This window comes from Pullulanibacillus camelliae, from assembly GCF_014642655.1.
In the GTDB taxonomy this organism is placed as follows: Bacteria; Bacillota; Bacilli; order Bacillales; family Sporolactobacillaceae; genus Pullulanibacillus; species Pullulanibacillus camelliae.
Genome location: NZ_BMIR01000007.1, coordinates 43561 through 61292, shown reverse-complemented (window position 1 = coordinate 61292; position 17732 = coordinate 43561). Strand labels below are relative to the sequence as shown.

Annotated in this window: 24 protein-coding genes; 2 read left to right on the top strand and 22 right to left on the bottom strand. The window is 41.6% G+C overall.

Annotated elements, in window-relative coordinates; translation table 11 throughout:
• Positions 1 to 49 precede the first annotated feature (49 nt).
• Positions 50 to 622, top strand: a complete 573-nt coding sequence (locus tag IEW82_RS08875) for an NAD(P)/FAD-dependent oxidoreductase (RefSeq protein WP_188692536.1) — start codon at positions 50 to 52, stop codon at positions 620 to 622.
• Between the two features lie 261 nt (positions 623 to 883).
• Positions 884 to 1303 carry a retropepsin-like aspartic protease gene (locus tag IEW82_RS08870; protein ID WP_188692533.1) on the top strand — a complete coding sequence of 140 codons (420 nt, stop codon included), beginning with the start codon at positions 884 to 886 and terminating at the stop codon, positions 1301 to 1303.
• 212 nt (positions 1304 to 1515) lie between these two features.
• Here IEW82_RS08870 and IEW82_RS08865 read toward each other — a convergent pair whose 3' ends face one another.
• From IEW82_RS08865 to IEW82_RS08775, 22 genes are all read right to left on the bottom strand, one after another.
• The gene (locus tag IEW82_RS08865; RefSeq protein WP_188692530.1) at positions 1516 to 2082 is read right to left on the bottom strand and encodes a GNAT family N-acetyltransferase; all 567 of its coding nucleotides are present in this window, start codon (positions 2080 to 2082) and stop codon (positions 1516 to 1518) included.
• 153 nt (positions 2083 to 2235) lie between these two features.
• Positions 2236 to 2808, bottom strand: a complete 573-nt coding sequence (locus tag IEW82_RS08860; RefSeq protein ID WP_188692527.1) for a histidine phosphatase family protein — start codon at positions 2806 to 2808, stop codon at positions 2236 to 2238.
• Between the two features lie 27 nt (positions 2809 to 2835).
• Positions 2836 to 4032 (bottom strand): MFS transporter, encoded by a 1197-nt coding sequence (locus IEW82_RS08855; RefSeq protein WP_188692522.1) that lies wholly within the window; start codon positions 4030 to 4032, stop codon positions 2836 to 2838.
• A gap of 35 nt (positions 4033 to 4067) precedes the next feature.
• On the bottom strand, positions 4068 to 4610 hold the full coding sequence (locus IEW82_RS08850) for a nucleotidyltransferase family protein (RefSeq protein ID WP_188692519.1): 543 nt from the start codon (positions 4608 to 4610) through the stop codon (positions 4068 to 4070).
• Between the two features lie 489 nt (positions 4611 to 5099).
• The gene (locus IEW82_RS08845; RefSeq protein ID WP_188692516.1) at positions 5100 to 5555 is read right to left on the bottom strand and encodes an NUDIX domain-containing protein; all 456 of its coding nucleotides are present in this window, start codon (positions 5553 to 5555) and stop codon (positions 5100 to 5102) included.
• Positions 5556 to 5584: 29 nt separating this feature from the next.
• Positions 5585 to 6565, bottom strand: coding sequence for an NAD(P)H-quinone oxidoreductase (locus IEW82_RS08840; protein WP_188692514.1), 981 nt, complete (start codon positions 6563 to 6565; stop codon positions 5585 to 5587).
• A 173-nt stretch (positions 6566 to 6738) separates the two neighbouring features.
• On the bottom strand, positions 6739 to 7224 hold the full coding sequence (locus tag IEW82_RS08835; protein WP_188692512.1) for an NUDIX hydrolase: 486 nt from the start codon (positions 7222 to 7224) through the stop codon (positions 6739 to 6741).
• Between the two features lie 151 nt (positions 7225 to 7375).
• The gene (locus IEW82_RS08830; RefSeq protein WP_188692510.1) at positions 7376 to 7678 is read right to left on the bottom strand and encodes an iron-sulfur cluster assembly accessory protein; all 303 of its coding nucleotides are present in this window, start codon (positions 7676 to 7678) and stop codon (positions 7376 to 7378) included.
• A 305-nt stretch (positions 7679 to 7983) separates the two neighbouring features.
• On the bottom strand, positions 7984 to 8205 hold the full coding sequence (locus tag IEW82_RS20405; protein ID WP_188692802.1) for a serine hydrolase: 222 nt from the start codon (positions 8203 to 8205) through the stop codon (positions 7984 to 7986).
• Positions 8172 to 8306 (bottom strand): hypothetical protein, encoded by a 135-nt coding sequence (locus IEW82_RS20200; RefSeq protein ID WP_268237347.1) that lies wholly within the window; start codon positions 8304 to 8306, stop codon positions 8172 to 8174. The genes IEW82_RS20405 and IEW82_RS20200 overlap by 34 nt, the downstream gene beginning before the upstream one ends.
• 58 nt (positions 8307 to 8364) lie before the next feature.
• Positions 8365 to 9189: a deoxyribonuclease IV gene (locus IEW82_RS08820; RefSeq protein WP_188692508.1), complete on the bottom strand. Its 825-nt coding sequence runs from the start codon at positions 9187 to 9189 to the stop codon at positions 8365 to 8367.
• Positions 9190 to 9235: 46 nt separating this feature from the next.
• Complete coding sequence (locus tag IEW82_RS08815) at positions 9236 to 10291, bottom strand: hypothetical protein (protein WP_188692506.1); 1056 nt, start codon at positions 10289 to 10291, stop codon at positions 9236 to 9238.
• A 448-nt stretch (positions 10292 to 10739) separates the two neighbouring features.
• The gene (locus IEW82_RS20530; protein WP_308422146.1) at positions 10740 to 10970 is read right to left on the bottom strand and encodes a hypothetical protein; all 231 of its coding nucleotides are present in this window, start codon (positions 10968 to 10970) and stop codon (positions 10740 to 10742) included.
• An 11-nt stretch (positions 10971 to 10981) separates the two neighbouring features.
• Positions 10982 to 11182, bottom strand: a complete 201-nt coding sequence (locus IEW82_RS20525; protein WP_308422147.1) for a transglutaminase-like domain-containing protein — start codon at positions 11180 to 11182, stop codon at positions 10982 to 10984.
• A 38-nt stretch (positions 11183 to 11220) separates the two neighbouring features.
• Positions 11221 to 11352, bottom strand: coding sequence for a hypothetical protein (locus IEW82_RS20520; RefSeq protein WP_308422145.1), 132 nt, complete (start codon positions 11350 to 11352; stop codon positions 11221 to 11223).
• Positions 11353 to 11416: 64 nt separating this feature from the next.
• Entirely contained in the window at positions 11417 to 12454 is a 1038-nt protein-coding gene (locus tag IEW82_RS08805; RefSeq protein ID WP_188692504.1) for an Rpn/YhgA-type helix-turn-helix domain-containing protein, read from the bottom strand.
• Between the two features lie 782 nt (positions 12455 to 13236).
• Positions 13237 to 13887: a fumarylacetoacetate hydrolase family protein gene (locus tag IEW82_RS08800; protein ID WP_188692502.1), complete on the bottom strand. Its 651-nt coding sequence runs from the start codon at positions 13885 to 13887 to the stop codon at positions 13237 to 13239.
• A 466-nt stretch (positions 13888 to 14353) separates the two neighbouring features.
• The gene (locus tag IEW82_RS08795; RefSeq protein ID WP_188692499.1) at positions 14354 to 14980 is read right to left on the bottom strand and encodes a spore coat protein; all 627 of its coding nucleotides are present in this window, start codon (positions 14978 to 14980) and stop codon (positions 14354 to 14356) included.
• Positions 14981 to 15097: 117 nt separating this feature from the next.
• Positions 15098 to 15430 carry an iron-sulfur cluster biosynthesis family protein gene (locus IEW82_RS08790; RefSeq protein ID WP_188692497.1) on the bottom strand — a complete coding sequence of 111 codons (333 nt, stop codon included), beginning with the start codon at positions 15428 to 15430 and terminating at the stop codon, positions 15098 to 15100.
• 14 nt (positions 15431 to 15444) lie between these two features.
• On the bottom strand, positions 15445 to 16104 hold the full coding sequence (bshB2, locus tag IEW82_RS08785) for a bacillithiol biosynthesis deacetylase BshB2 (RefSeq protein WP_188692495.1): 660 nt from the start codon (positions 16102 to 16104) through the stop codon (positions 15445 to 15447).
• 23 nt (positions 16105 to 16127) lie between these two features.
• Complete coding sequence (locus IEW82_RS08780) at positions 16128 to 16472, bottom strand: YojF family protein (protein ID WP_188692493.1); 345 nt, start codon at positions 16470 to 16472, stop codon at positions 16128 to 16130.
• A gap of 2 nt (positions 16473 to 16474) precedes the next feature.
• Positions 16475 to 17698 (bottom strand): alanyl-tRNA editing protein, encoded by a 1224-nt coding sequence (locus tag IEW82_RS08775; protein WP_188692491.1) that lies wholly within the window; start codon positions 17696 to 17698, stop codon positions 16475 to 16477.
• Between the last annotated feature and the right edge of the window lie 34 nt (positions 17699 to 17732).

The window sequence follows — 17732 nt, the reverse complement described above, 5'->3', positions numbered from 1 at the left end:
TTAAGTAAGCTGAACACATGTATTAGAAAAGATTTGGAGGTGCTATGACATGTATGATGTCGTAATTATTGGTGGTGGTCCTGCTGGTCAAAGTGCTGCGTTATTTACCAGCAAGGCAGGCAAAGCCACACTTATCATTGATGACGCTAAAGGATTAACACAAAAAGCTTGGGTGCGTAATCACTACGGGGTTGACGATGTTGCTGGAGGTGACCTCGTTAAAGTCGGACACCAACAAGCCGCAAAATTTGGTACCGAATTCGTTAAAGCAAAGGTCAAAAATATCATTCAAAGCGGCGAAGGTTTCACAATTGAAACAGAAGAAGGAGAAAACTATCAGGCCCAACAGGTGATTTTAGCCACGGGCGCTAATCAAAAGCTTGCACAAGACATTGGATTAGAAACAAAAGATGGCCAAGAGCCTTATGTTAAAACGGTCATTGTAGTGGATGCCGAGGGACGCACGAGTCTAAAAGGCATTTGGGCAGCGGGAACTGCTGGTGGCGTTAGCGTCCATACCATCGTAACCAGCGGCGATGGTGCGCGAGTAGCTATCAATCTTCTGAGTGAATTGGAAGGCAAACGCTATGTCGATCATGATGTTTTAGATAAAAAAAAGTAATGTACTTAAAGCGTGCATAGAGAGCCGATTATAAATCCTTTTCTATGTACGCTTTTTTTGCAATGTCCAATATGAATGTAAAACAAGCATTGCATTTGTCGAATTTAAACGATCGTTTAAAAAATTGCCGATTGATGATCCCTTAAGCTATAAACTATAAAAATAAAAGATAGTCAGCAAATTCCCCTAGCAAAAAGCTGTCATGATTTCTAGTCCACACTCATAAATTCTAGTAGTCTACTAGGATAATGAGTGAGAGAAATGAAAATTACTTTAAACAATGGCCTCCCGATGGTCAGCTGCTCTATACAATATCAAAATAAAAGCTGCTATCTTGAGCACGTTTTAATTGACAGCGGCTGTGCGGTATCTGTCTTTGATCGCGACCAAGTGACTGCTATTGATCTTGAACCGTCTCGCGAGACACGCATCGTTCGTATGTACGGCATCGGTGGGCATAGTGAATGTTGCTTGGAAATGACAGCTGACCTTCTGGTTATTGATCAATGTCCTCTCACATCCTTCACCTTTCAACTTGGCACTTTATCTCACACTTATGGGTTTGATGCTATTTTAGGTATTGATTTTATGATAGCCGCTTCTTTAGTATTAGACTTAAAAGCAATGCAAGCTCATACTGCCTCAGCCAGACCATTTGATCGTGTTGAATCATTAGAATAACCCATTCAACTTCTGATTAACAATCCAGAGTTTTTCACAAAGGCTTGCACTCATACACTCAGTGCCATAGTGCTGCAATAAACAACTGAAAATCACTAGATGTTGACGGCTAAACGCCCCTTTATAGCCCTCTACTTCTGACCTACCAGTGACTTAAGCCCGTATTTAGATCCTTCTAGTTTTTGATATCATGTATTTGGAGCCACAACAAATTATTTGCTCTGTCCTAGCTGTTCATAAAACTCCTGCGCAGTGCAACCAAAAATCAATTCGTCGTGAAAGCTTCCCTGGCTATAAATCATCTGGCGCAGACGTCCTTCTAACTGAAAACCGAGATGTTCATGAAGCCGAATCGACGCTTTATTAAAACTATAAACATGGGCATTGACTTTTTGATAGCGAAGTTCATTAAAAAAATAGTTCATGAGAAGATGTATCGCTTCCTTCGCATAACCTCTTCGCCAATAGGGTCTAAAGATAGCCAAGCCATAATAAAAGGAGCCGTTGGTTTGATCGCTATTATAAGTCACTATAGTACCAGCAACCTGCTCGGTTTCCAGACTCTCAATGGCAAGCATCCAGTCATGCCCCTCTTTTTCCTTAAGCGCCTGTTCTTCCGCCCATTTTTGTGCAGCATCAGTCGACCGTGGTGGATAGATGATATCAGATAAGCGAGCGGCTTCGCTATCTTCATCATTGACATGAAATGCCTCCCAGTCTTGACTTTCAATCGCCCGCAAGATCACTTTTTGCCCCCTCCAAATATTCTTAACAGTCAACCCTCTTCCCCCCTTCACGGCTCTTCATTAATTAGGATAACAGCTATCATCCCCAGTCTACTTATTTGGCTTTATACCCTTTAAAATAAATTGGATAGTTTCCTCGAGCTCTTCATTCAAGTATTCAAAGCAACACTATTCTGCTGCCTATTCCTATGGGATTGTTCCATCACTTTGCCCCCATATCCGTTCAATCTTTGGTGTCTGTGTTTCAGCATAGTGAACAAATGTGAGACAGAATACATCGGGATTTGTCAATCCCTCCCAATCAGTGAAGCTATAGTTATCATCATAATACTTCAGGATGAGAGAAAGCAATCCCCCATGAGTCACTAGAACTGTCACTGATTGCGCTTCTTGAAGGCACCCATCGATACATTCTATAGCGCGATGCATCGCTTCTCTTGTTGATTCACCTCCCGTGTACTTCAAATCAACATCTTCATACGTTTGTTTCAAAGCGATGTACCAATCTGAAAGCTTTTCGTTCGATAAGACGCGTTCTCGCAAACGTTCATCCACGCGAACAGGGAACTTTTCCTTCTGCGCAAAAGGCTGGATCGATTGCTTAGCGCGTAAAAACGGACTGCAGACAATTTGCTCAATGGATAGATTTGAAAGAAACATGCTCAAGCTTTCGCTTTGCAATCTTCCCTTGTCGGTTAACAGCGCTTCAGGGGCCTGACCTGAAGCCTCACAGTGACGAATCAAATAGAGTTTTTTCATTCTGACACCTCCCCTTCTTCGATAGTTTTATGAGATGCGTTTTTTTAGTGGCGAAACGCTCTGGAATCGTGCTAAACGAGCGACAAAACCGATGCTGACCATCAAAGCAAATAGAAATACAAAAATGAACAAAAATCCTGTCGCTAACCCAACGAATGTCGAGACGGCACCAATGAGCCAATTAACGACGAAAGTACCAATGCTAGCAGAGGTAAAGAGAAGCCCGAGCACCCTCCCCGATTTTTCAGGAAACAAACTACTAGCCATTGCAGCGATGGTCGGAAATATGACAGCAAAAGCAAGCCCGGTGAACCAGAAGAAAAATAACAAAAATGGTCCTCCAAATATCGCCAGACTCAGAAAACAAATGGCACATACAGTACTGATCATAATAGCCCATAAATTTCCCACTTTATTCACCCAAAAAGGTGCCGTTAAACGACCGATGGTAAAAGCGAGATAAAAGCCTGATAAGTAGGCCGAGCTGTGCGTAACAGTCAGCCCTTTTACGCGCATCAAAAAAGAAGGAAGCCAAGCTGCAATCGTTATTTCTGCCATAACATAAGTGACTATACTCGCTAATAGTGCATAGAGAAGTGGTGTCCGTAACACCCCTTTTCCCTGTTGCCCTTCATCAGATCCTGTGGCTTTGGAAGCCGTAGCAATGGCTAAAGCGTGTTTGCGCAAGCTGGCCACAACAAAAATAGTGAGCACAGCCAATAACAAAAGTCCATAAACATACCGCCAATTCCCAAAATAGCTAATGAGTCCCGCGGCCGCGATCGGAAATAAGCAAGCGCCTAAGCCATAAACACCATGCAACCAATTAAAATAACGCGCTTGCCCTTCTTGAGACTTTTCCATTGCTGGAACAACATCGTTGGCAGCTATCTCTAAAAAACCAGCACCCAATCCTAAAAAGAAAAAGGCTGGCAGCATGATGAGATAAGTTGAGCCACAGACGATAACAATAGTACCAATAGCCATTCCCATTGCGCCAAGCATCATCACCCAACGCATCCCTAAACGCCCAATGATCCACCCGCAGCAAAAGGTGCCAAGCATATACCCACAGCTATCAAGTAAAAAGATATTGCTGATCTGTAAATAGCTCAGATGCCAATCCTCTTGCATAAATGGAGCGGACACCCCTTTTAACATTTCAAAGGCACCGAATAACAGCATTGTAAATAAAGCTAATAGAAAAGGGAGCTTGATTCTCATTGATGTTCCTTCTTTCATATGTTCTTTAAAGCGCATCACTTCACTATACGCAGCTGTGGCCACCGCTCCAGCCATTTCTTCTTTTTAATTCTATTCATAAATAGCGTGGCATCTTTACATTTGGAGCTCTGTCGTAGCAGGAGTTGAACAAGATCACTCACCCCATAGGGTGCTAATAGCTGAACAGAACCCCATTCATCTCGTTGTGCAGCAACGGCTGTCGCTGTTTCAGGCCAATAACTCATCGCTTCGCCTACATTCTTGTATGACATATGGCCATTTTTAATATACATGCGCGCTTGATTTTTAACTTGCCAATTTATCGAGCTATTCCTTTTTCTTAGATAGCTCTCAACGTGTACATCCGTCATTTCACTGCTCGTTGGATCAAAATAAACCACATCGACATCATTTAAAGGCGTCCGCTCAGAATAATGGTGACATTCATCCCAAATAAGCTGACGTATCGCTCCAGCAGCTACCCATGCCGAGGGTAAATTGAGGCACTCTACTTCTCTTAATAACTGCATCGTGTATGTATCTGACTGAATCCTTTGACACACCCATGTTCCTAGCATTCCATCAGCTTCTTTTTTAAGAATTTATCTTGCGTTCCTCATTTCAAAAGCAAAGGCATTCTATCACTTTCCAAGTCTTAGAGGATGTCAAAACAACGTCTTTAGTCCATAACTTCAAAAAGCTTCTAGCGCCATTCCATTCAAACATACCACGGATTTAAGGTGAGATAAAGATATTTCCTAAACAAAAAAACGAGTCAGTAAATACTTAATCAAAGACGCTTGTTTTTTTTGAAAGAAAAGGTGTCATAGCGTGATTAATTGGGGAGGTTGTTAAACCATGTCGCTTGCTTTCAGTGAAGGAATGAGAGCATGCGGCGAGAAACGCTGTTCACGGTATCACTCCTTCAGCCATTCTTCCGTTTTTTGAAAAAAATCTATTTTTGTATGCCCAATGCATAAACTGTCCCCAGAAATACTGGCAGGACTATTGCCTTGCTTTTGAATACAATAAAAGACAATGATTTCTGAAAGTGAAATCATTGCCTGTCATTGATAGTTACGAAAGGTATTTAATTTATGCTGGATTAAAAGGTCTTTAATTTGTGGCATAAGGGCGAACGGTAAATGATTGACATCAAAAAAGCAGTCAGATAATTGGTCAGCATCCTCCATCATCACCTTAGGTTTAGAAAGATAGACAACCGATATAAAATAGCCATCTTTCAGCTGCTCGCTTTCTAAAGGAAATAATCGCTTGCCATGGATAATTTTATGCATATGCAGCGTTTGTATGTTGAAGCCACCTGTGGCTTGTTCTACAAAATACCTTGCAGCCTCTTCCTGGGACATCCCCGGCTTAGGAATCCCTCCAGGTAGACACCATTCCATAAACGTCCCTTGATGCAAAAGGTATTTACCGTGATCATTCATCACAATAACAGCCACGCCAACACAAGAGGATGAGAGTGGCCACCTTACAAGATTTGATCCGTAAATGGTCAAGTCAATCTCCGCCTTAGTGACGCATAAATTTATATAGAAAGAACAATTTTTCCTATATTTTTATTTGCTTCCATATAGGTATGAGCTTCCTTTACTTGTTCAATCGGAAAGACACGATCAACCACAGGTGTAATCTTCCTTGCTTTAAAAAGCGGTAAAGCCCACAATGCAAATTCTTCAGTCAGTCGTTCTTTATAATCCAACTGTCTTGATCGAAGCGTTGTTCCTGTCACTGTGACACGTTTTGCCATTAATTGGCCTAAATGAAACTGGTCAAGTTTCGCCCCACCAAGAGTACTGATTAAGACATGGCGGCCATCTACAGCGATCACGCGCATATTTTTCTCCCAATAGGATGCACCTATAAAATCAAGGATAACATCAATAGCCGCCTCTCCACAGGTCTCCTCTATCACCTGGTCAAAAGCGGATGTTTTATAATTGATCACAAGATCTGCTCCATAATCACGGCACGCCTGTAGCTTTTCATCTGATCCTGCTGTCGCCACCACTTCGGCACCCGCTTGTTTTGCTAATTGGATTGCTGCTGTACCGACACCACTCGCTCCCGCATGAATGAGGACGCGTTCACCCTTTTGTAAGTGTCCAACCCAAAACAAAGTTTGATATGCTGTTAAAAACACCTCTGGAATAGCAGCTGCTGCTTCAGCGTCCATTGCTTCTGGGATAGCCATAGCCATCTTTTCAGGTAGTACTGCGTATTCCGCATAGCCCCCACCACCAAGCAAGCCAAATACCCGATCCCCCTTTTTCCACATGGTGACCTCTGAACCCATTTCCTCGACAATCCCAGCGAGCTCCAAGCCCATCAAAGGACTCGCTCCTTTTGGGGAAGGGTAGTGTCCCTCTCTTTGCGCGATATCCGCTCGGTTGATCGCCGTAGCCTGAACCTTAACTAAAATTTCGTGACTTTTTGGTTGCGGTTTGTCATACTCCCCAATATAGAGTTGATCTGCATTGCCAAACGCTTTTAATAATACGGCTTTCATCAATTACCCCTCCAGTTGTAGATTTAATAAAAAAAATCAAAGCTTTCGACTTGGGTGCACATCGCTAAGTATGGCCAGAATTAGAATGAAAAATCTAGATTTAAGCCCCTCTATAAATGCGCTACGAAACCCTTTTACTATTTACCGCCTCTAATTTTTTCCATAGGCCTTGCTTATTCTATGTGTGAGTGAGTTTGTAAAGGAATACGTGTAAAGGTCTCAAGCTGCCCTTTATCGTTAAAATAGCAGCGATGTTCGTAGCTTTTGGGATCATTAAAGAACAGTGTAAGTGCCTGCTTGATATGCTCAGCGACCCCACCATTTTGTGTGTCAATAAGCCATGAAATCGACTTCCAATCTAAGATCCCTTCATTTGTCGCCTTGGGTGTTTCATAAGTAAAATTAAGAGGTAGTGTCGCAATAAAAACATACATTCCACCTTCATTATTCCAGGTCACAATCCCTTTTTCCTGCACATCGATTAACCGAATACCTGTCTCTTCCTGTATTTCTCTTAACGCACAGGCCTTAGGCGTCTCTCCTGATTCTAATTTTCCCCCAACACCATTCCACACACCCATCTCTGGTGATTTTAAGCGATTCAGCATAAGAACATCCTCGCCGCGTCGTAAGAAACAAATAGTGTAAGCTAAGTTCATTGCTCCAGCTCCCTACTTCTATAGATTTGGCCATGCTTTCCATGAACAAACTTAAAATAAATGGCCTCTTTCACTCAAGCTACTATTAAGTGCCTAAAAACCCCAAGGCAACGGCTCACCTTGGGGCTTCAGAATGGTGCTTTCGACAGACTCAGTGGTGATGATGACCACTTTTCGATGAGTTAGTAATAACAAATCCTTCTTCTGGAACGAAAAAATATTGAATCCAAATGCCGTCTAAAAATTCTTCTCTTGTATCCAAAAGAATATCAATATCTTTATCAGTGCTGACAATTTCATCATGTTCTTGTGGCGTATCAAAACTTATTTCATAGTGGGCATGGTCTCCGTGCATATGTGATACTGCAACTCGGATCATTTTTCCCTCTGCTTCTTCCGTTTCAAGCATCTTTTTCAATTGCTTGGCCGCATTACGATTTATTTTTACTTTCATGAATTCTGTCTCCTCACATCAAATCTAGGTTAAGTAATCGTTGTTGGTAATGTCAAACAAATTTCAAAAAATTTGTTGATTCACGCCACGATCTCCTTTTCATTGTACATTGATTGCTTCACATTTTACAATGAATATGATAGCCGAGTCTCACATATTTTACAAATCATCTTTGGGTTTAAGAGAAAAACTACAATTTTCATGATGTTGATGCAAGGATTAACAATGCATGACATCTTCGATTGGCTCTATTGGCGCTTTTAAGAAAAAAGCCTGTCGGTTTCTGCGCTTGCCTTGGAAATCATTTATGCTTGTAACAAAAGCCGCATGCTAAATAGGACAGCAAAAGCTTTGTCTTTGTCTTGATGAAAATAAAATCGAAGAGGTTGGTGTTTTTCCTCAGCTTCCAAATCGAGGATGGCCATCGCAGTAAAGGACTTTGTGACTGAAGCGGTTCCAAAAATGGTTTGCGGTATTACAGCTTCCTTTGATTTTAGATCACGATAGCCGAAGCCTTTTTGATAAATGACCTCGCCATTCTTTGCTTTGCGATCGCTAAACCAGGAACATGCTCCCTATTCATAAAAGTTGCGATGTATTCCTCTAAAGCTGGCCATTTTAAAGTCATAACACCTCACTCCCACATCTTCACTGATGTTTAAAAAGTAAACCATCTCTAAGCTTTTTCATGATAATGCTTTTTTTATCTCAGCTAATTCATCAGCATGCGTATAACCTGCCGTATTGGGTGTCTCGAGGATCATAGGAATATCCTTTACGCTGTTCGATTGCATAAAGGCCTTGAGTGCTTCAAAGGGAATCGCGCCATGTTTTACATTCGCGTGCCGATCGCGCTTAGATCCTGCCGAATAGACAGAGTTGTTAAGATGGATGGCCTCAAGAAAATCAAAATAGCCCAGCCTCTTGCCTTTTTCTTCTATTGCTGACCAATCGGTCCCGTCCCATAATCCACTAGCAAAAGCATGACAAGTATCGAAACAAAAACCGACCTTCTCGGGATGATTTAAAAGTTGCCTAATTTTGACCATTTCCTCCAAAGTTAAACCAAGCTGTCCACCTTTCCCAGCATTATTCTCAATCAAAATGAGACTTGTCCCTTCCCATTTCAATAATACATGATTGAGTGTGTCAATCATTTTTTTATACCCCTCAATCGGCTCACCATGATAAGAGGCAAAATGAACAACTGTACCTATCGAGCCACAGGTCTGCGTAATATCTAAATCATTCAAAATAGAATCAATCACCCATTGGCGTTTATCGTTATCTGCCGCCAAATTGCTTCCATAAGCAGAATGACCAATTGAAATAAGATGATGTTCCTGACAAAATGAAGCACAGCGCAGCGCATCCTTACGATCAAACCTTTTTGTCTTCAAGCTTCGGGGATTTTTAGGAAAGTATTGAAAGGTGCCAGCCCCCATTTCCATCGCGGTTTGTGCTGCACCATAATACCCATTTCTCGTACTGAGATGACAACCGATACGCATGATGAATCACATCCCATTTTTACTTTTATCATGCGCTTAGATGGCTTCATTCATGCGGTGCTCGGCCCTTCCTTACGTCTTGATTCCTCTCCATTATCTCTTCAGCTACACTGCGGAGCTTCGGTATAAAATCACACACTTGCCTTGCGCGTCTAATTATGCTGTCTCTGGACATCAACCCTAAATCATTCGTTACCTTATGGAAAGCTGATGCTCTCTTTTGTTCAAGCTCTGGAGCATCTACAGCTAAGATTTTATGACAGCGGGTAAACGTCGCCACTATCCAAAAGACCGCTTCAAGATGATTACCCGAATGGATCAATTGCCAACTCCCGTCAATGGCCAGTGCTCGGGCCTGTAAAGTAATATCACTACTGAAAAAAAAGGGTGTTTTTGAAACAGATACCGTTGCATCAAAAGTCTCAGTTAGCGTAACAAGATAATGAGAGACTTGCTCTTTAGTAAAAGATTGACAACCTAACAATTGCAGTAGCTCATGATAAAAATCATTCAAGCCATAATCAGAAAGGACATCACGCACGGCCACATATCGACGACGTATCGTCGGATTTTTAAGCGCTGCGACAAGAAGAACATGTGTCGTAACACCTGTAGAAAATAACCAAGCCATCACTTGATCATACCACAGATTTTTTAACCCTATTGAGTGCATTCCAGTTACAATTCGATGCATTGCATCATCACACCGTTTCAGCACCCACTTTTTTTCAGTAAAGTGATCAGCAACCGCTTTTTGCACGTGATGCAGCTCCCCCACAGGATCATAGATAATCGTGTCAAAACGCAGGCTATTCGCCAAATGATAGGAGGATAATACACGTTCGATCGATTCCAATTGCCTCGAAGAAAGAAAGGATACTTCGAGTAAGCACCCTTTAAAAACAAATTTTCCTAGCTTCATTGAAGGTATTTCGTTCGCCATTACAATCATGATGTCAACATCTGAGTCAGGAGATAATGCGGTTTTATCAGACAGGATACTGGTAGACCCGATTAAGTAGGCACCAAGAATGTCTTTATTCTCAGCTACATGCCGTAAGGTCCATTCTTTTGCCAACATTCGCGCTACGCCAGCCTTCATAAACACCCTCCTCTTTGCATCCCTTGTGATTGAAAGAGAATCATTGATCGAAAGATGTATAAAGTATAAATAATTAAGACCATTAATTATAGTCTGATAAAAATAAGAAAAATATGCTATACTTATGTTATTAGTAAAGCGCTTATCCTCGCGGTATCCACATCACATGCTTAACTTTAGCCGGCTTTCAGGTAAAAGTGATCCGAGTCGTTTCTTTTAAGTACTCCGCTAATCAAGGAAGGGCTTCTTATCACTCCACTTGTATATCAAATCCTTTAAAATCTTTGGCTGAATTCATGTGATAAAATGACTTTTAAATACCCATTTAATTTATTAAATTGTTAAAAGGTAAAGTGTTGATAGTGGTCTGCACGAATGATTGTATTTTCGCTAGTGAGGAAAAAAGAGGGGCTGTATATATTAATGGGCTTCCCCAACTCTTATGTTTCTACAGGCAAGTAGGCAAATGCCGCTTGTACATGACAAGTGTATCGGTCTGTTCTTGGAGAACAGCGACTGTCTTGGGATGAGGAGCAACATATATCATGGGATAATCCTTTTCACCTAAAGCTTTATTAACAGAAAATGCGCGTTGTTCACCACTTAGTGAAAATTGCGCGTTTACTCCCTTTTTATTTCCACGAGCATCCAAGCGCATCCACTTATTAATAGCCTTCAAATAAATCGCATTCAGTGTATGAAGACAATCCCCTGTTCAGGAGAATCAAATAGTAAAAGCCTCTGATAACAAAAACCCACAGAAATACTTTGAGTACGTAATAGCGCCGCAAGTAACATGGTTTTGGCATAGCATATCCCGTGTTTTTGCTGTATAACCTCAGAGGCTGTAGCGGTAACCATAGAATTTTGGATATCCCAAGAATGAGAAATGGTATCTCTAACAAAGGTAAAAGCAAGTTTTGCTTTTTCTATATCAGAAAGAGCTGAGCTCCAACAAATAATTCCCTTGCTTTATCTTTTTTCTCTGGATGAGAGAAATCGACTTCAGGCGTTTCATTTAAATAATTTTGTAGATCTTTTGATTCAACAGTTAGATCCATAATACAGCCCCCGACACCGCATCACTTCCAAATAACGTTAAATGCGTTCAATTAAACGCTCACTTTAATTCTTTGGCTCAGATTGTTTAATGATATTACTGATATCCTCTTGAGATAATCCAGTGACTTTCACTATCAGCTCTTGTTCAAGCCCCTCTCGTAAAAGGGCCTTGGCAATACTTTGCTTAGCTTGGCGTTCCCCTTCTTGCATGCCTTCTTGTTTTCCAACTTCTAGACCCTCTGCTTTACCTTCTGCTTTACCCTCTGCTTTACCTTCTGCTTTACCCTCTGCTTTTAAATGTTCAATATAACTTCTTATCGTTGGAGAAGGTCCATCAAGCAATCCTGACATCTTTGATTCCTCCTTTATCATCAGCGGATTAATCGTGCTATAAAGCTCAGCGGTTAGTGATTGAGGGACTTGTAGTAAATAATCAATAAAGATCAAGATTTTCCGAAGCATTTTTTGACTTGTTCGATTATCATTATACTTCTTTTTAATGAGTTCGAACAACTGTCGTTTATAATGATAACGCTGATGACTATTCTTACTTTTTATGACGTACTTTCCTGCTAAAAGCGCTAGGGCAAAAGGATTTTTCGAAAGAAGAAGCATTGTCTCATCCAGTTCTAATAATTTTACAAAATTGTATGTGTAGTGAACCTCTGTTCCATAAAAGTGATAATGAAATGGATCAGGTCTAAATACTTTACTGTTATCTGTGAAAAGAGCTAGTGCTACTACTTTTTGTTTGTATTTATCCAAAATTCTGTAAAAGTACTGAAACATACGAAAAGAAAAATCCTTATCCGGCTGTCCCTGGATCTCAATATGAATTAAAATCCATTGTTCCTGCCCATTCTTGAGATAGGCCTTAACAAGCTTATCAGCTTCTCTCCTTCCTTTTCTATTCACATCGATACCATGAAGCTCTTGTTCCAGCATTTCAGGCTGCTTTTGCCAATCCAGCTGTTCAAATAGGTCTGGCATAAAAAATAATACAAATGGTTCAAATAATTCAGTAATAATTTCTTTCCAAAGGCGGTCTTGATCAAGATAAGATGAAGGGGTTTCACAGACGATTTTTAAGGGAACTGACATACATTTCACATCCTTATTTAACATGATGCGAACATACTCTGAGAGGAGATTATCTATTCATTATTATAACTAAAGGACAAAAAGAAAACAACCGTTCCCCTTTTTGTAGATTTTTTGAATATAACACACTGTTACTTGACCCTCACGTATCACTAGTTCTCCTAATGGGATTTTGCAAATTACCTACTTAAGAGGTGTCGGCAAGCCTTAGACAGTGAAAATCACAGCGGTACTTAAATGATCATCTTCCTAAGAGCGTGAGCGAAGTTAGAAATTATGAAAGCGACTGGAACAGACGTATTCGGCTCATAGAGAAGCCCGCAGAACGCATTCACCCATTTCGAATAATGCGTTCCGATTTTTAAGTGAGTCATGAAGCGCTCAGTCAAATATTTCGCTTTCCAAGGTCACGACTCCGACGAACAATCGGGATCCCAAAAAGCACTTGACTTTTTGGGATGGTAATGATGAGCTAGTCTTACCACTCTCCCGCGGAAAGTGAGTACCTGAAATGAAATCAGCACCGAATCTTCCTTGTGCCATGACAAAAAATAAGGTAAGGGAACTTTTCCAGTGGTTTCAATACATTTTGGAATAGACGATTTGTGTTCCCTGTTCCTGCATCTACTAGATTAGGCTTCGTAGTCAGCTTCCTCGGAACAACGCGAAGTTTATTCGTGAAGTAAAGCTCGCCCCGTTCCCTCTAGGAGTCGCCGCTTACGACGCTTCCGTTTCCCCTAACTGCTTTTAAAATTTATCTTTCGGTATTCGAGTAACCTCTTTTAGTTTTTCCCCACCCTTGAGGATTGCAAATCAACGGTAAATTCTGCGAGAGACGCTTCACCCCATTTTAAAACAAATTTATCTTGATCTGCCACTGGGCCTACACCTGATGGGGTTCCAGTGTAGATGATATCCCCCTCGCCTAGGCCAAAGTGCTCTGCCGTAAATGCAATAATCGACGGTAAATCGAAAAGCATCTCTTCAATATTACCCGTTTGGACGTTTTGATCATTCTTCCATAAAGAAAAAGGCGTTTGCTTACAGGTTTCCAGACCAGGAAAGTCTATCCATTTGCTAATGATCGCTGAATTTGGGAACCCTTTCGCGAGCAACCAAGGCTGTCCTTTTTTCTTTAATTCGCTTTGAACATCACGCAAAGTAAAATCTATGCCAAGCGCCATCTTATCAATCAAATCTTCTAACGACATCCCTTTTTGATAGGGTCTACAAATATGTACAACCCATTCTGCTTCATAGTGAATAGTGCCCCGATGACCTGGTAGTGGGATGGATTGGCTCTTAGCCTCTACTAAGGCATGCGTCGGTTTGGAAAATAAGAAGGGCGAGGTTGGGACTTCGTTGTTTAACTCTTTGGCATGCTGCGCATAATTTCGGCCAACACAGTAAATATTTCGTATGGATTGTGTCATACAATTCTTTGCTCCTTTCTAGTCATGTATGAATCTAATATATACTATGCTGAAGTATAATTTAAGCCCCACGCCTTTTTTAACCAGAACCAAAATAAGAAAAACCGCGCGTAAAGCTCTGGTCCTTGTCTAGTTAGAGCATCAGCAGATATGGAAGAGACTTCATTGCCTGAACAAGTGGATTGGAGTGCAAGGCGCGCGATTCGGAACACTCTAAAAACGTGTGTTCCTCGGGCGCCGCTGACTCATGATGTGGATACTAGAGTCCTGCGGGAAGTGGGAGATCGGTAAGACCTTAGCAGTGCGCAGGCGCGAGGAGGCTTACCACTTTCCCGCGGAAAGCGAGCGGCCTGGAGCGGTAAGCCGCACCGTCCTCATGACCAGAAATTTTACTTTCTTTTCTTTTGAAAAAAGACCCGTAGAATGATGAACACGGGTCTCTCGACAAGCACATGTCACTTGGATTTCACTGATAAAGCTGGTTACTTTGTCCTGCAATTGGATTTTGATGTTCAGCTATATACTGCTGAATATGTGGCTGGTTTTCAGGAACTACTTGATATATCGCTGCAATTTTGGTTGTCATAGTAGGATCAGCAGCCTCAAGCGGATAGTACCCTTTTTGAACCATATATTGCCATATGTCATAGGCATGTGAACAGCTCATCATAAAGGCAGTTTGGCAAAACGAACGGACTTCAGGGTTAGCCATTTCCATCGCCTGCCAGGCATATTCTCGTCCGGCCCGTTTCAGAGTTAACAAATAGGCTGTTGCCATTTCACGATCATTCATATTATCTACCATCGTTCTTGGCTGTATGGGTGGATAAGTTGCCACAGGAGATGCCGTAAAATCGTTGAGTTTGGCTTCCTCCTTTAATAGAGGTAACTCCTTTGTCGCCCCTTGCGCTTGAGTTAGGAACTCTACTTTCATATTGTAATCACGAACATGAAGAGGAAAATGTCTTTCTAAAATCGCTTTAAATTCTGGATCCATCACATGCTGTAGCATATACCCCATATTCGTGATCGAATTCACACAACTCATCGTCAATTCATTCAATGCATGAAGCTCATGGGCCGCTAATTTCACTTTTAATAGCCTCCTTTTCATTATATCTCTTCTAGAGTGTTACAAGAAGAAAAGAATTATCCCAAGAAAAATTTTAAAAACGCACAAGAAAGAACGTATCTTTCTTGTGCGTCATGTTTACCGAACATTCACTTTATTCAATAACCGCATTCTTGGATTCAAGATTTGATTAGGACTTTTAAGCATGAACATCTGGGTGACATCTGAGTAATCGACGGTCAGCGCTTCATCCAAAAAAACCCGTTTAGACCGTTCTACAAGAATAGGTGTCCCGTTGGTTTCGATGAAAATATCATCAACGTCAGGCGCGGTGACCACCCACAATTCGTTCACTCCTGAGACGACACAGCCACAGCCCTCCGTTTCATATTTTAATTTTAATAAACTGTTTTCCACAGTGTTTAACTCTTCTAAAGCTTGATTGGCTCGATCGGTTATAGTGATATTCATCACTTTGATCCCCTCTAGCCTTTATATGTCCAAAACGTTTCTTTGGTAAGCCAATTGAGGAGTTCTGCATCTTGAGCGACGATTTTTTCATCCCACACTTTAAAATTTGCTTCCGTTTGACTTTTATGGGCACGAATTGTATCTAATTTTTGGTCAAGAACATCAGCAACGTCGTTGATAACGTCAGGTTTTCCAATAAAGTCCTCACAATTTTTGGAGAAGGCCTTACAGTGAATGGTGGGACGTTCATTCTCTGGTAGGCGCATCAAAGCCTTGATCATAGCGGCGCCATAAGCATCATGATCCGGGTGAACGGCATAGCCTGGATAAAACGTGATCACCAATGATGGCTTAGTTTCTTGTATAACAGCGTAGAGTTTGTCTGCAATCGCTTCTTCATCCTCAAATTCAATGGTCTTATCGCGCAAGCCCATCATGCGGAGATCTTGAATCCCCATCACTTTACAAGCATTTTGGAGCTCCTTCTTTCTTACTTCAGGTAAAGTTTCTCTATTTGCAAAAAAAGGTTGCCCCATATTTCGTCCCATTTCTCCAAGTGTTCCACAGGCATAAGTTACCGGGACACCTGCTTGTGTATAATGAATAATTGTTCCTGCTACACCAAACGCCTCATCGTCTGGATGAGGGAAGGCGACGAGCACATGTCTCTCCATATCATGGTCCTCCTCATTTACTCTTAGAATGGTTCTTTACTTAATTGCAGTGCCGCTGCTAATTTTCCATCAGCATGGTGTCCAGCTAACAGCAATCTCCCTTTATCATCTAACTCCCAATCTGTTAATCCTTCTGCATATACCCAGCCTAAATCGATTTTTAGTCCTACACGATAAGGACCTACGCCAGTAATTTTGCCTATACTGTAATTGATTTTACCGTTGCGGATGTATGCACCAACAGAAAGCGCATTTTCATCATTAAACGCTGTGTACACACCATTGGTCGTCTCCAAATGCAAATAGACATCTTGATTCAGAAAAAGATCCAATGCTTCTTGAACCTTTTCTTTATTTATACTTTCCATCTTCATTCCTCCACAAGAGTTTCTTTTTCTAAAAACTGTGTTGCATGCTTTAAAAAGAAGTCGGGTGTTACAACAGCTTCTCCACCACCTTGAGCGCGCTCAGGTCTTCCTCCGCCTTTACCGTTAATAAAAGGTAAGGCTTGTCTGACGATGGCATTCATATTGTAATGAGGCTCTGTCCCGCGAGCGGCGATGAAATGTAGGCGGGCATCATTATGTATAACAGCCAATACAATTGCTCGTGGTTCTTGATCAGTAATGCTCCCCACTAGCTTTTGACAGGTTTTCACAGAACGGTCAACAAAGCTGGTCGAAATGAGCTTATACGTATGGAATGGCTGTGCTTCAGCGATGAGATCACGAATTTCGTAATCAAGAAGCGTGTCATTCTGCTCTTCTACTTTCTTTTGCAGTTTATCTTGCCTGTCGAAAAGCTGATCTATGGCAGTGGGAAGTTCATCCTCAGGACTGTTGAGCGCTTGTGTCAGCTGCTTAAGCAATTGCTGTTTTTTTCCAAAATCATGGATGACCCGCCAGCCACAAATAAAAGAGACCCTCGTCCCTTGCTTATGACGTTGCCAGCCAAGGACTTTTACAGCGCCAATTTCACCCGTTCCTTTTGGATGCGTACCACCACAAGCATTATAATCGATACGATCAATCATAACGATACGAATATTTTCAGATACAGTTGGCGGTTTTCTTAACGGATAACGCTGCCAGTCATCGCCTTCCACCCAAGTCGCTGTGATCGGACGATGCTCAAAAACCACAGTATTCACAGCCTGTTCTACTTCGTGAACAGCCGCTTCTGAGAGAGAATCTGTTGATAGATCAATGGTATTGATTTCACGACCAAGGTGAAAGCTCGTCGTTTGCCAGCCAAAATGATCTGCAAATACAGCCGACAATAAATGTTGTCCAGCATGCTGCTGCATATGATCAAAACGCCGCTCCCAATCCAGTCGCCCTGTCACTTTGGTCCCTTGTTTCATTTTCAAAGGACTTTTCAAGTAATGAATAATTGCATCATTGCTCTTTTCAACATCAATGACAGGAATATCCTCAATCGTGCCCTGATCAGAAGGCTGTCCACCGCCAGTCGGGTAAAAAGCAGTTTCTTCAAGAATCACATATGGACGCTCTGCTTGATCAACCCCTGTTTGGACAATAAGAGAGGTGAATTGCTTGATATAGGCATCTTCATAATACACTGCTTTGGTCATCCTGTTTCCTCCACCTAACAAATATCTATAGCCC

Bases quoted from the DNA above. Each gene is read 5' to 3' on its own strand.
- IEW82_RS08815 (WP_188692506.1), bottom strand. From the start codon at position 10,291: ATGAAGGCTGGCGTAGCGCGAATGTTGGCAAAAGAATGGACCTTACGG.
- IEW82_RS08870 (WP_188692533.1), top strand. From the start codon at position 884: ATGAAAATTACTTTAAACAATGGCCTCCCGATGGTCAGCTGCTCTATA.
- IEW82_RS08860 (WP_188692527.1), bottom strand. From the start codon at position 2,808: ATGAAAAAACTCTATTTGATTCGTCACTGTGAGGCTTCAGGTCAGGCC.
- IEW82_RS08850 (WP_188692519.1), bottom strand. From the start codon at position 4,610: ATGCTAGGAACATGGGTGTGTCAAAGGATTCAGTCAGATACATACACG.
- IEW82_RS08775 (WP_188692491.1), bottom strand. From the start codon at position 17,698: ATGACCAAAGCAGTGTATTATGAAGATGCCTATATCAAGCAATTCACC.
- IEW82_RS20520 (WP_308422145.1), bottom strand. From the start codon at position 11,352: ATGGATCTAACTGTTGAATCAAAAGATCTACAAAATTATTTAAATGAA.
- IEW82_RS20200 (WP_268237347.1), bottom strand. From the start codon at position 8,306: ATGACTTTAAAATGGCCAGCTTTAGAGGAATACATCGCAACTTTTATG.
- IEW82_RS08805 (WP_188692504.1), bottom strand. From the start codon at position 12,454: ATGTCAGTTCCCTTAAAAATCGTCTGTGAAACCCCTTCATCTTATCTT.
- IEW82_RS08855 (WP_188692522.1), bottom strand. From the start codon at position 4,032: ATGAGAATCAAGCTCCCTTTTCTATTAGCTTTATTTACAATGCTGTTA.
- IEW82_RS08840 (WP_188692514.1), bottom strand. From the start codon at position 6,565: ATGAAAGCCGTATTATTAAAAGCGTTTGGCAATGCAGATCAACTCTAT.
- IEW82_RS08780 (WP_188692493.1), bottom strand. From the start codon at position 16,472: ATGGAAAGTATAAATAAAGAAAAGGTTCAAGAAGCATTGGATCTTTTT.
- IEW82_RS08790 (WP_188692497.1), bottom strand. From the start codon at position 15,430: ATGAATATCACTATAACCGATCGAGCCAATCAAGCTTTAGAAGAGTTA.
- bshB2 (WP_188692495.1), bottom strand. From the start codon at position 16,104: ATGGAGAGACATGTGCTCGTCGCCTTCCCTCATCCAGACGATGAGGCG.
- IEW82_RS08835 (WP_188692512.1), bottom strand. From the start codon at position 7,224: ATGAACTTAGCTTACACTATTTGTTTCTTACGACGCGGCGAGGATGTT.
- IEW82_RS08875 (WP_188692536.1), top strand. From the start codon at position 50: ATGTATGATGTCGTAATTATTGGTGGTGGTCCTGCTGGTCAAAGTGCT.
- IEW82_RS08800 (WP_188692502.1), bottom strand. From the start codon at position 13,887: ATGACACAATCCATACGAAATATTTACTGTGTTGGCCGAAATTATGCG.
- IEW82_RS08830 (WP_188692510.1), bottom strand. From the start codon at position 7,678: ATGAAAGTAAAAATAAATCGTAATGCGGCCAAGCAATTGAAAAAGATG.
- IEW82_RS08820 (WP_188692508.1), bottom strand. From the start codon at position 9,189: ATGCGTATCGGTTGTCATCTCAGTACGAGAAATGGGTATTATGGTGCA.